General features: G+C 44.8%; 13 protein-coding genes. 7 read left to right on the plus strand and 6 right to left on the minus strand.

All coding sequences use genetic code 11. The features are described 5' to 3' along the window. Positions 1-59: 59 nt before the first annotated feature. Positions 60-1280 carry an ATP-dependent Clp protease ATP-binding subunit ClpX gene (gene clpX / locus AC060N_RS18685; RefSeq protein ID WP_153640479.1) on the plus strand — a complete coding sequence of 407 codons (1221 nt, stop codon included), beginning with the start codon at positions 60-62 and terminating at the stop codon, positions 1278-1280. A 56-nt stretch (positions 1281-1336) separates the two neighbouring features. Here the strand turns inward: clpX and AC060N_RS18690 are convergent, their stop codons facing one another. The 4 genes from AC060N_RS18690 to AC060N_RS18705 all read right to left on the minus strand — a co-directional run bounded on the left by AC060N_RS18690 (position 1337) and on the right by AC060N_RS18705 (position 5976). Continuing rightward, on the minus strand, positions 1337-2698 hold the full coding sequence (locus tag AC060N_RS18690) for a DNA recombination protein RmuC (RefSeq protein ID WP_479525046.1): 1362 nt from the start codon (positions 2696-2698) through the stop codon (positions 1337-1339). 94 nt (positions 2699-2792) lie between these two features. Further along, positions 2793-3878, minus strand: a complete 1086-nt coding sequence (locus AC060N_RS18695; protein ID WP_479525047.1) for a 3-oxoacyl-ACP synthase III family protein — start codon at positions 3876-3878, stop codon at positions 2793-2795. A 5-nt stretch (positions 3879-3883) separates the two neighbouring features. Beyond that, the gene (locus AC060N_RS18700; protein WP_479525048.1) at positions 3884-4660 is read right to left on the minus strand and encodes a UDP-2,3-diacylglucosamine diphosphatase; all 777 of its coding nucleotides are present in this window, start codon (positions 4658-4660) and stop codon (positions 3884-3886) included. A 170-nt stretch (positions 4661-4830) separates the two neighbouring features. After that, positions 4831-5976 carry a redoxin domain-containing protein gene (locus AC060N_RS18705; RefSeq protein ID WP_479525049.1) on the minus strand — a complete coding sequence of 382 codons (1146 nt, stop codon included), beginning with the start codon at positions 5974-5976 and terminating at the stop codon, positions 4831-4833. Positions 5977-6281: 305 nt separating this feature from the next. Here AC060N_RS18705 and AC060N_RS18710 point away from each other — a divergent pair, with 305 nt between their 5' ends. Then, positions 6282-7217 carry a bifunctional riboflavin kinase/FAD synthetase gene (locus AC060N_RS18710; RefSeq protein WP_479525050.1) on the plus strand — a complete coding sequence of 312 codons (936 nt, stop codon included), beginning with the start codon at positions 6282-6284 and terminating at the stop codon, positions 7215-7217. Between the two features lie 91 nt (positions 7218-7308). Then, positions 7309-8727 carry an adenosylhomocysteinase gene (gene ahcY / locus AC060N_RS18715; RefSeq protein ID WP_479525051.1) on the plus strand — a complete coding sequence of 473 codons (1419 nt, stop codon included), beginning with the start codon at positions 7309-7311 and terminating at the stop codon, positions 8725-8727. A gap of 69 nt (positions 8728-8796) precedes the next feature. On the opposite strand, the gene AC060N_RS18720 is transcribed toward ahcY, so the two are convergent. Continuing rightward, a complete protein-coding gene (locus tag AC060N_RS18720; protein ID WP_106540591.1) occupies positions 8797-9225 on the minus strand; it encodes a Rieske (2Fe-2S) protein in 429 nt (142 codons plus the stop codon). Positions 9226-9276: 51 nt separating this feature from the next. Between AC060N_RS18720 and AC060N_RS18725 the strand changes: the two genes are divergently transcribed. From AC060N_RS18725 to AC060N_RS18735, 3 genes are all read left to right on the plus strand, one after another. After that, a complete protein-coding gene (locus tag AC060N_RS18725; protein WP_463229859.1) occupies positions 9277-9783 on the plus strand; it encodes a hypothetical protein in 507 nt (168 codons plus the stop codon). Positions 9784-9945: 162 nt separating this feature from the next. Continuing rightward, positions 9946-10425, plus strand: coding sequence for a transcription elongation factor GreA (greA, locus tag AC060N_RS18730; RefSeq protein ID WP_106540593.1), 480 nt, complete (start codon positions 9946-9948; stop codon positions 10423-10425). 21 nt (positions 10426-10446) lie between these two features. Beyond that, a complete protein-coding gene (locus tag AC060N_RS18735) occupies positions 10447-10839 on the plus strand; it encodes an HIT family protein (RefSeq protein ID WP_479525052.1) in 393 nt (130 codons plus the stop codon). Positions 10840-10887: 48 nt separating this feature from the next. Here AC060N_RS18735 and ruvC read toward each other — a convergent pair whose 3' ends face one another. After that, on the minus strand, positions 10888-11439 hold the full coding sequence (ruvC, locus tag AC060N_RS18740; RefSeq protein WP_106540595.1) for a crossover junction endodeoxyribonuclease RuvC: 552 nt from the start codon (positions 11437-11439) through the stop codon (positions 10888-10890). A gap of 212 nt (positions 11440-11651) precedes the next feature. Here ruvC and AC060N_RS18745 point away from each other — a divergent pair, with 212 nt between their 5' ends. Beyond that, on the plus strand, positions 11652-11840 hold the full coding sequence (locus AC060N_RS18745; RefSeq protein WP_106540596.1) for a hypothetical protein: 189 nt from the start codon (positions 11652-11654) through the stop codon (positions 11838-11840).

The raw sequence follows: 11840 nt of genomic DNA on the forward strand, positions 1-11840 counted from the left end.
ATAAGATAAAGGGGTGAAGAGCCAATGGCTTTTCAGCTCTTTTTTCGATAAAACAGCATATGGATAGATGTTCATTTTGTGGTAGAGAGAAGAAAGATGTCAATCTTTTGATTGCCGGTATGGAAGGTCACATCTGTGACAACTGTATCGAGCAGGCTCATGCCATTATTGAAGAAGAATTCAAAAAGAGCGACGGATTCGACCTGACCGGTATTGAGTTGAAAAAGCCCAAGGAGATCAAGGAATTTCTCGACCAGTACGTCATCGGGCAGGACGATGCCAAGAAAATACTTTCGGTAGCTGTTTATAACCACTATAAGCGATTGAACCAGAAGGTTGAGGATGACGGAACCGAAATTGAAAAATCGAACATCATCCTGGTGGGTCCTACCGGGACAGGTAAAACACTGCTGGCCAAAACCATTGCGCGGATGCTGCATGTTCCGTTCACGATAGTGGATGCAACGGTATTGACCGAAGCCGGTTATGTAGGCGAAGACATCGAAAGTCTTCTCACCCGTTTGCTTCAGGCTGCCGATTATAACATCGAAGCGGCTGAGCGCGGCATTGTTTTCGTTGATGAGATTGACAAGATTGCCCGCAAAGGCGACAACCCGTCGATTACACGAGACGTATCAGGTGAAGGTGTTCAGCAAGGTTTGCTGAAATTGCTCGAAGGTTCGGTAGTAAACGTTCCGCCGCAAGGTGGCCGTAAACACCCCGAGCAAAAGATGATTCCGGTGGACACCAAGAATATTCTGTTCATCTGCGGAGGAGCATTCGAAGGCATCGATCGGAAAATCGGTCAGCGACTGAATACCAAAGTGGTGGGTTATAATGCCAGCAAGGATACAGCCCAAATCGACCGCGAGAACCTGCTGCAATATGTATCGCCGCAGGATTTACGTTCGTACGGACTAATTCCGGAAATCATCGGCCGGTTGCCCGTACTTACTTACCTGAACCCACTGGATCGCGACGCATTGCGCCGTATTCTTATCGAACCCAAAAATTCTATCATTAAGCAATACGTTAAATTGTTTGAGATGGATAATATCAAACTCGAATTTGCTGACGAAACGCTCGATTTCATCGTTGACAAAGCCATTGAGTTTAAATTGGGTGCCCGCGGTTTGCGTTCCATCTGCGAAACCATCATGATTGATGCCATGTTTGACATGCCATCGACTGACGAAGGTGAAACCGAAGTGTTGATTGGCAAAGAATACGCCAGTGAAAAAATTGAGCGACTGGGTGCCAGCCGTCTCAAAGCAAGCTGACAATTTTTGAAAACATCATAAAGAAAGGGTGCCCGCTTTTCGGACACCCTTTCTTTTTACTCGGGTAGTGCATCATCCGTGATGAATTTATCCGGAATTTCCTTTTGTGCTTTCGCGCCAAGCACCCTGATTTTTTCTGCTGTCCGAACCAGGTTTCCGCGCCCGGTATGTAGTTTGTTCATCGCTTTGTCGTAATTGTCGCGGGCACTGTCAAGTCCCTTACCTATTTTTTCCAAATCAGCAATGAAGTTGACGAACTTATCGTACAAGGCTCCACTCTGCTGGGCAATTTCCAATGCATTCCGCGTTTGGTTCTCCTGCCGCCAGATGGAAGCAATGGTCCGTAGCGAAGCCAGTAAAGTCGACGGACTCACAATTACTACCTTGTTGTCCCATGCATAGCCAAACAGATCCTGATCCTGCTGAACAGCAATACTAAATGATGATTCGATCGGCAAAAAGAGCAGTACAAAATCCGGTGCATTCAGATTTTTAGCCGACGGATAATGTTTTTCGCTCAGCGTTTTCACATGAGAACGTAGCGACAGCAAATGCTCTTTCATTGCTTTTTCGCGTTCCTCATCGGTTGTTGCATTAACAAGTCGTTCGTAGGCAACGAGCGAAACCTTCGAGTCGATAATCAGATGCTTCTTATCAGGAAGATGGACAATCACGTCGGGACGGATGGTTTTTCCTTCCATGTTCGTGTCGACCACTTCACGCTCAAACTCCTGTCCTTCCGTTAATCCCGATCTTTCGAGAACACGCTCCAACACAATCTCACCCCAGTTTCCCTGTTTCTTCACATCTCCTTTCAGCGCCTGAGTCAAATTTTGCGCATCGGTTGAAATCTTCAGGTTCAAATCCTGCAGCTTTTTCAATTCGGCTTTCAGGTCGGTCTGGTCTTTCAATCCTTTCTCGTAAGTGTCTTCCACTTTCTTCTCGAAGAGTTGGATTTTCTCTTTCAGCGGATTGAGAATGTCCGAGATATTCTTCTGGTTCACCGTCGTAAATTCCTTCGAGTTCTCTTTCAGAATCTTGCCGGCAATATTTTCAAATTCGGTCGTGAATTTCTTTTGCAGCTGCTCCAGTTCCTTGGCCTGATTTTCCAACCGCTCCTGCATGTTCCGCAAATCGGTTTGCGCTTCCGCCAGGTTCCGGTTCAGTATTTCGTTTTTGTCTCTTTCTGCATTCAGTACCTTCTTCGATTCTTCCAAATCGAGCTTCAGTGAATTGGTTTGCTGTTCCGCCAGCGATTTTTCCTTATCGGCGGAAGCTAGTTGGGTCATAAACTCTTGCTCGGCTTTGGCCAGATTTTGTGCACCGGTTACTTCGGCAGCTTTCGACTTGCCACGTTGAACCAGCCAGCCAATGACCACACCGACAGCAACTCCGATAACTAAAAAAACAATTTCCATCTTGCGTTGAGATTTCAGGTTTGCTTAAAGGTATAAAAAAAGCGCACGCATCGTTTCAACCGATGGTGCGCTGTGTATTTCGTTTCACTTATTTTCAGGGCATCCGGTAAATAATGGAATTGATAATCATACCCGCTCCAACCGAGGTGAGCACAATGTTGTCACCTGAATTGAAAGCATGATCTTCCATTTTCCCTTTACTGATTAAATCATACAACGTGGGAACCGTCGCCGAAGATGAGTTACCGAATTTACGGATAGTCATCGGCATCAAATCTTTCGGATAACTGCGCTTGCCGTAGAGTTTAAACAAACGTCCGAGAATCGCATCGTCCATTTTTTCGTTGGCCTGATGAATCAATACTTTGCTCACATCTTCCAAACCAAGACCTGCATCTTCCAAACTTTGTTTTACCACACCGGGAACAACCGACAAAGCATAAACATATACTTTGTTACCCATCATCCGGATGTACAGTTCGTTGCCTTCGAAAGCCGGATTAACCGATTCAGCCATCTTCAACCACTCCCCGCCATCAATTGCATCGGCGCGGCTGGCGTGTGAAATAATACCTACCGGAACATCGCTTTCGCGCGCTTCAACAATCACCGCTCCGGCTCCATCGGAAAAAATCATCGAATCCCGATCGTGCGGGTCGCGTACACGGGAATTCACATCCGAACCGATAACGAGGCCGCGCTTGAAAGTGCCACTCTTAATATATGCATCCGCAACAATCATCGCAGTTGTCCATCCCGGGCAACCAGCTACTACATCATGACACATGCACGACGGATTCTTGATGTTCAGCATCCTTTTCACCCGCGTAGAAATGGGAGGCATGATGTCGGTGCGCGGATTATTGATATCCATGTCGCCAAAGTTGTTGGCCACAATCAGGAAATCAAATGATTCGGCATCATAACCGGATGATTCGATAGCATCTTTCGCAGCGAAAGCAGCCAGATCGCTTGTTTTATGCTCCGGATTGGCATAACGACGCTCTTCGATATTGGTGATTTCGTTGAATTTTTGAATGATCTCGGCATTAGCCCGCTCAAACTTCTCTCCGGTTGCCGGGTCATGAAATTCCCAATCGAGGAAATGGTCGTTCGGTATTACTACTGGAGGAATATACGAACCACTACCGACAATAACGGTATAAAGCTTTTTATCCATACAATTTAATTTTTCCCACTCGGGGGAGTATTATGAATTCTTTCCAGTCGAAAATCAGTACCGTCATACACACCGTAGGAATACGACTTAATCCACTCTCCCAGTAAAAACAATTTGCTCTCCTGATTCAGGTCGTATTCGAGCGCCAGGTGACGGTGTCCAAAAACAAAATAATCAAAGTGCTTTCCTTCATTGATCATTCTCCGGGCAAACGAAATTTGCTCCTCGTTTTCTTCCCCCATAAATCTTGCCCCATCGACGCCGTTCGATAAACGGCTGTGTTTCGACCAGCGATGCGCCAGTCCAAAAGCAAAATTGGGGTGAAGTCTGGAAAATAACCATTGAGCTGCGCGATTATGAAAGAGTGCTTTGATAAACAGGTAGCCTTTATCGGAAGGATTCAGTCCATCGCCGTGCGCCAAAAAGAAACGTTTGCCCTTTATTTGGGTTTCAAACGGTTCCCGGTGGACAATGACTCCGGTTTCGGACGGTAAATAATCGAATATCCATACATCGTGATTTCCTGTAAAGAAATGCACGGGAATGCCTTTATCGGTTATTTCTGCTATTTTCCCCAGTACCCTGACGAATCCACGGGGAGCGACTCTTTTGTATTCAAACCAAAAGTCGAAAATATCCCCCATCAGGAAAATCATCTCGGCGTCGTGACTTATCTCCTCAAGCCATGAGACAAACAGCTTTTCCCTTTCGGGATTGTCATTCAAAGCCGGAGCCCCAAGGTGCACATCCGATACAAAATATATTTTATTACGAGACGTCACCCTACTACCTGTATACGAATCTATTTCTCATTTCAAAATCTCTGCAAAGATAGATGTAAAAACGAAGAATTCAAGAGTAAAAATGCTTCGCAGCACTGTTTTCATCCGGTATAAAAAGAAAAAAGACCAGCCCAAAGCTCGTCTTTTTCCGGATTATTTAAGTTGAAATATCACTTCAAATATTTTTGCAACGTATTATTCAGAGCCGGTCCCATCAGGTTTTTCGCCAGAATCGAACCATCCTTGCCCAACAGGTAATTGTACGGAATAGTTTGGATATTGTAATTCCGAACCGCCTGTACACTTCCTTTCATATCGCCAACATTGGTCCAGCTAAGATGGTCCTGCTGAATTGCATCGAGCCATGCGGTACGACTTGTATCGATACTTACCTGATAAATATCAAATCCCTTCGGATGGTACTTCTTGTAGTTCGCCACCAAAACCGGGTTCATCACACGCGAATCGCGATCCTGACCAGCCCAGAACTGAACCAGCACATATTTGCCACGCATCGACGAAAGGGAAACGTCTTTGCCTTCCGGATTAGGCAGCGTAATATCCGGGCTGTTTTGGCCTGCCTGCTTAATCAGCTGCGTCATTTTCTGGTTATTCTGCTGACGCATTATATCCAGCGTGTTGGAGTGCAGTGCCTTTACCTGGCTACTGTTGGGGTACATGGCCGACAGCGCCGAAGCTGCTACTTTCATGGTATGCAGATCCTGCACAATGAAATTGCCATCGTCCCATTTCTGGTACAGCGCCATTACACTTGATAGAGAGAACGGGTGAGCCATCACAAATTTCTTGAGGTATGCTGCGTGCTTGTTTTTCAGCGTGACATACTCATCGTTCCACTGCTTGCGCTCACTTTCGTAAGCTGCATCACCTTTGTGGGTATTAAACAGGTTCTTCAACGAATCGAGTTGCTGCTTTACATCAGTGTAATGGGTATTCAATTCCTTCACCAACTTCGAGCCGAGCGAACCTTTCACGGTGTAATCTGACGGCAAATTCTTGTAACTGCCGGTAACCGTCGCCTGTTCGGTCGAATCGAGCAACAAGGTCACGAAGTTGTGGTCGTTGAATTTCAACAGGTAAAATGTCGGCTCAGTAGCGTTTCCCTTGAGCTCGAATTGTCCTTTGTTGTTAACTCGTACCGAATCGACCGGAATCTGGGAACTCACTTTCAACTCATTCAGATATATCATCTTCCCGCCGGCACCATTGATGGTTCCCGAAACAGAAAAATTGGTTTTCTCTCCGCATGAATAAAGCAGAAAAAGAATGGCTACTGCAAAAAACAATTTTTTCATGTGCTGTTTCTTTTCTTCAAAGGTTAAGGTGTCTTTTCGCCTGTGAAAACCGAAAAGGTTTGTCTCACCTGTGGTTTTAGTCTCACGCAACATCCTGAATATTCACACCCTGGTTTTGCGCTTCGGTTTGCATGGCCGTATTCCGAAAATAGAAGAGCTATGCAGGGAGCAAAAATATAAATTCCACCGATAACTTGGCATCTTCCGCAAGGTTTGTAAAACATTCCCTACCGATTAGCTGTTTCTCTGAACCGCCGGCATACTTATTTTTCTTTACTTTTGTCGCGAATAAAATTTTACCACAAGTGGAGATTCATAACGGACTTGAACATTTTAATGCCAATAAACCGGTAATTACCATAGGAACGTTCGACGGTGTCCATCTGGGCCACCGACAGGTTATTTCCCGGCTAAAAGAAATTGCCGATTCCGTTAATGGTGAATCAGTGATTTTTACTTTCTACCCGCACCCCCGTCTGATTGTCAGTCCTGAAGAGAATACGTTGCGTTTGTTAACAACCCGTGACGAAAAAATTGATCTTTTTCGGGAAATTGGCATCGACCATTTGGTGATTTTTCCGTTTACAACGGAATTTTCCAAACTCTCTTACGAAGATTTTGTGAGAACCATTTTGGTCGGAAAAATGCACATCAGTCACCTGGTGGTTGGCTACGACCATAAGCTGGGACGAAACCGGGAAGGAAATTACACAGTTCTGAAAGAACTTTCGAAGGAACTCAATTTTACCATTGAACAACTGGACGTTTTACTGATGGAAGATGTCAACATCAGCTCAACGAAAATACGTCAGTCGCTGGAAACAGGAAATGTAGCCAGGGCTAACCGATATCTGGGGTACGATTATACGCTAACAGGAAAAGTGATTGCCGGCAACCAACTGGGGCGTAAACTGGGTTTTCCCACCGCCAACATCGAAACGTTGGATGAGCATAAACTCATTCCTCATGACGGTGTTTATGCTGTCAGAGTAAAAATTGACAATTCCGATTATGAGGGAATGCTCAATATCGGTACACGCCCAACCATCAGTCATAATGCCGATCACCGGAGTATCGAAGTGCACATTTTCGACTTCAACCAGGATATTTACATGCACGAACTGACACTCTATTTTGTTGGCAAAATCCGCGATGAGCATAAATTCGAATCGATCGATGCTTTGCAGGATCAATTGAAAAAGGACAAAAAGAGCGCACTTGAAATACTTTCGGGGCAGTAGGCTTTCATCCTTAAACATGGGTGATTATCAGCCTTCAGTTTCGTTCTATTTTTGTTAATTTTGTGAGATTATTAATACAGTTAAATAAATTATGAGTGTTGTAACTGATACCAAAACAGATTATAAAGTCAGGGATATTTCGCTGGCCGATTTCGGAAGAAAAGAGATTGAGATTGCTGAGAAAGAAATGCCCGGACTGATGTCCATCCGTGAAAAATACGGAAAGGAAAAGCCGCTCGCAGGTGCCCGCATTATGGGTTCTCTTCATATGACCATCCAAACTGCCGTGTTGATTGAGACACTTGTGGAATTGGGAGCTGAAGTTCGCTGGGCTTCGTGTAATATTTTCTCTACGCAGGATCATGCTGCCGCTGCCATTGCCGCTGCTAATGTTCCGGTATTCGCCTGGAAAGGTGAAACACTGGCCGAATACTGGTGGTGTACCGAACGTGCGTTGGATTTCGGTGAAGGAAAAGGCCCGCATCTGATCGTTGATGATGGTGGCGACGCAACACTGATGGTTCATCTGGGTTACAAAGCCGAAAAAGATGCTTCCGTTCTGGATAAAGAAGCAGAAGGTGAGGATGAAGTTGAACTTCAGAAAATATTGAAACGCATTCTGTCAGAAACTCCCAATCGTTGGGAAAACGCGGTTAAGGAACTAAAAGGTGTTTCGGAAGAAACAACAACCGGAGTTCACCGCCTGTACCAAATGATGGAGCGTGGCGAATTGCTGTTCCCGGCCATTAATGTGAACGATTCGGTTACCAAATCGAAATTCGACAATACATATGGTTGCCGCGAATCGCTGGCCGACGGTATCAAACGTGCAACCGACGTGATGATTGCCGGTAAAGTGGTTGTAGTTTGTGGTTATGGCGACGTTGGTAAAGGCTGTGCCCGCTCGATGCGTGGTTATGGTGCCCGTGTGGTCGTTACCGAAATTGACCCGATTTGCGCTCTCCAGGCTGCCATGGAAGGTTTTGAAGTAAAAACCGTGGAAGATGCACTGAGCGAAGGAAATATCTACGTAACCACTACCGGAAACAAAGATATCATTACCGCTGAGCACATGGCCAACATGAAAGACCAGGCAATCGTCTGCAACATTGGTCACTTCGATAACGAAATTCAGGTAGCTCAGCTGGAAAAATGGCCCGGAATCAACAAAAAGAATATCAAACCGCAGGTTGACAAGTATGAGTATCCTGATGGACACTCCATCTTCCTGCTGGCCGAAGGTCGTTTGGTGAACCTGGGATGTGCCACCGGCCACCCATCGTTTGTGATGAGTAACTCATTCACCAACCAGACACTGGCTCAGCTCGATCTTTGGAAAAATGATTATAAAGTTGATGTTTACCGTCTGCCCAAACACCTTGACGAAGAGGTAGCCCGCTTGCACCTCGAACAGCTGGGTGTGAAGATGACAAAATTGACGAAAGAGCAGGCTGACTATATCGGGGTACCGGAAAACGGACCGTTCAAACCCGAACATTACCGCTATTAATCAGTAGCCCAAAACATAAAAAAGGGATGATTGGCGTTCAATCATCCCTTTCTCTTTTTTTATATTTTTTTAGTTGTGGACCCAAAGTCTACCACCGGCTTGGTCAACCTTATATTGATGTAGATTCCGGGTGGAAGGTCCTTCAATCGGATAGCCGCCGCCGAAAAGACTGTATTGCGAACCACAACAGGAACAGGTGGCAATGCCGCTATCATCGGGCGTTACCGTACAACTTGCCTTGGCTTCGTACGGGCAGCAAGTGTCGAAAGCATAGAACCCGTTACCATTGTTCATAACAATAATTCCGGTATATCCCTGTGGAAAGACCTGGTAATTTCCGGGTACCGACAAATCGTTATTCGTCGCCAGGTTGATATAAAAATCCACCGGCACCTCAGGAATATACGATTGCTGATCCTTTTGACAGCTGTTGGCCGACAGAAGAAACAGTACGACCAAACTAATTTGCAGCCATGGCTTCGATAATCCCTTCAACATTTTTAGTATATTTAGCAACACAGCAGCAAATTTAGGAAAATGCTAAGCAACATGGTTTTACTTACACAAATAAATACAGCCGGCGTTGGCGATTATGTCTTTATCATTCTGATAATTGTTGTTTCCATTGTGCAGGCAATCAACAAGCAGCGCAAAAAGGAACGGATGAAACAGATGCAGGACAACGGCGGGAATAACGGTTGGGAACAACCAAAGCGGCAAAGAGAACCGTACAATCCGATGGATGAAAAACGTGAAGATCCGTTCGGGACGTTATTCGATCGCATGGAAGAGGTGTTTGACCCGGTACAGTACCCTTCGCAAGAGCCCGAACCGGAAATGGAAATGACCAATAATAAAGTAGGGCAACCGGAAATCAGTAACAAAAAAGTTGAAGAGATTATAACGAAAAGTCGGCAGGCGAAAATGCCGGGTGACATTACCGCTACATCGGTCTATCATAAAGGGAAAAAGGAACCACTCAAGAAAAGTATCCGACGGGATTTTGACCCGCGAAAAGCTGTTATCTATTCCGAAATAATCAACCGCAAGTATTGAAAATGGAGTAGTTACGTTTCGAACGGAAAAAACATTTTTTACAACATCCTTCGTGGGATATTCGGGAAAAACCTTAAATTTGTGTTTTACATCGAAGGAAGAGTTCCGTTTTTTTCGGGATTCTTCTTGTTTTTTTATGTGTTAACGAAAAATCTAAGTTAAATGGCAAAGGTTACGTATATAACTGCTGAAGGTCTAAAAAAATTGAAAGCTGATCTGGAACGCCTGATGACGGTTGAACGTCCGGCAATTTCAAAGCAGATAGGTGAAGCCATTGAAAAAGGCGATATTTCGGAAAATGCGGAGTACGATGCGGCCAAAGATGCCCAGGGTATGCTCGAAGCAAAAATTGCCAAACTTCAGGAACAGGTAGCCAACGCCCGTATTATCGACCAATCGAAAATTGACTGTTCATCGGTTCAGATTCTGAACAAGGTGACTATCAAGAATAAAAAGAATAATGCCGTCATGGCTTACACTATTGTTTCGGAACACGAAGCTGACCTGAAGGCTGGTAAAATCAGTGTGAATACACCAATCGCACAGGGTTTGCTGGGCAAGAAAGTTGGCGACGAAGTAGAAATTCAGGTTCCGTCGGGCGTGATTCCTTTCGAAGTGGTCAATATTGAAATGGGTGTTTAATACCGGTAAAAACGAAAGTTTATGGCAAGCATTTTCACGAAAATAGTCGAAGGCGAAATTCCTGCATACAAAGTGGCGGAAGATGAGAATTACCTCGCTTTCCTTGATATTTTCCCACTGGCAAAAGGGCATGTACTGGTTATTCCAAAGAAGGAAGTAGATTATCTTTTCGATTTGGACGATGAGTTGTACACCGGTTTGCAGCTGTTTGCCAAACAAGTAGCTGTTGCGCTGAAAAAAGCCATTCCGTGTAAAAAAGTCGGAGTTGCCGTTCTGGGCCTTGAAGTTCCGCATGCCCATATTCACCTGGTACCTATGCAGAGTGAGAAAGACATCAACTTCTCCAATCCGAAATTGAAACTATCAGAAGAGGAATTCAAAGAAATTACGGAGAAGATTCAAAAAGAATTATAGCACTGTGAATTGGCCAAAAAAGAAGGGATTGCAATCGCAGTCCCTTTTTTATTTGATTCGGTCCGGATTTTTCCGGATAAACTCTTCCCAACTATTGTACGATTTTCCTTTGGCAGGATTTCTTCCCTGCAGATAATGACAAACCGCTGCTGCCAACCCATCTGTCGCGTCCAGCTCTTTCGGGCGAATCTCCATGTTGAACATCTGCTTCAAAAAATAGGCTACCTGCTCTTTCGAGGCCGAACCGGTACCCGTAATAGCTTGCTTGATCTTTAAGGGAGCATATTCAAATATGGGAACTCCGCGATACAGCGCAGCCGCCATGGCTACCCCTTGCGCCCGTCCCAACTTCAGCATCGACTGCACGTTCTTTCCGTAGAACGGTGCTTCCAACGCGGCTTCATCGGGCTGGAAAGCATCGACCAAATAAAGGGTCCGCTCAAAAATATGACGAAGTTTCTGGTAGTGATCGCCAAATCCGGATGTCTTCACCACCCCCAAGGTAACTATTTGGGCTTTCGTTCCGATGACTTTTACTACGCCATAGCCCATCACATTCGAGCCCGGGTCAATTCCTAATATGGTTTTTTCCTTTTCCAATACAGTTGAATTTCGTTTCGAATTTACCGGTTTATTAACGAAATGGGGTATAATTTTGAAAAAACTGAAAATCACGATTGTTCATTCACCACTCAGATTCGTACGTTCACCACTCAGATCGATACATTCATCAAAAAAACGGAAAATCGGGGTTACCCTACGACCAAAAACGGCATAAATAGTAAGACGTTTTATTTTATTGTCTTGCTGAAATGAAAGAACTAATCCCCGGGAAAAATGATTCCCGATTTCTGAGAACATGGAAACTACTGGCCATCGTTGCCATGGTTTATCTGACGACCATTTCCATTTTCTGGTACATGAAGAAATTCGATTTTGTTGTATTGGTTTTTGTTCTCTTCTCTGTTGTCCATTTTATGGTACGCACTGAAGAATCCTGA

The organism is Prolixibacter sp. DSM 2831 (assembly GCF_056493735.1).

Coding starts and splice junctions, on each gene's coding strand:
- clpX (WP_153640479.1), top strand. CDS start 60: ATGGATAGATGTTCATTTTGTGGTAGAGAGAAGAAAGATGTCAATCTT.
- AC060N_RS18690 (WP_479525046.1), bottom strand. CDS start 2,698: ATGGAAATTGTTTTTTTAGTTATCGGAGTTGCTGTCGGTGTGGTCATT.
- AC060N_RS18695 (WP_479525047.1), bottom strand. CDS start 3,878: ATGGATAAAAAGCTTTATACCGTTATTGTCGGTAGTGGTTCGTATATT.
- AC060N_RS18705 (WP_479525049.1), bottom strand. CDS start 5,976: ATGAAAAAATTGTTTTTTGCAGTAGCCATTCTTTTTCTGCTTTATTCA.
- ahcY (WP_479525051.1), top strand. CDS start 7,309: ATGAGTGTTGTAACTGATACCAAAACAGATTATAAAGTCAGGGATATT.
- AC060N_RS18720 (WP_106540591.1), bottom strand. CDS start 9,225: ATGTTGAAGGGATTATCGAAGCCATGGCTGCAAATTAGTTTGGTCGTA.
- AC060N_RS18725 (WP_463229859.1), top strand. CDS start 9,277: ATGGTTTTACTTACACAAATAAATACAGCCGGCGTTGGCGATTATGTC.
- greA (WP_106540593.1), top strand. CDS start 9,946: ATGGCAAAGGTTACGTATATAACTGCTGAAGGTCTAAAAAAATTGAAA.
- AC060N_RS18735 (WP_479525052.1), top strand. CDS start 10,447: ATGGCAAGCATTTTCACGAAAATAGTCGAAGGCGAAATTCCTGCATAC.
- AC060N_RS18745 (WP_106540596.1), top strand. CDS start 11,652: ATGAAAGAACTAATCCCCGGGAAAAATGATTCCCGATTTCTGAGAACA.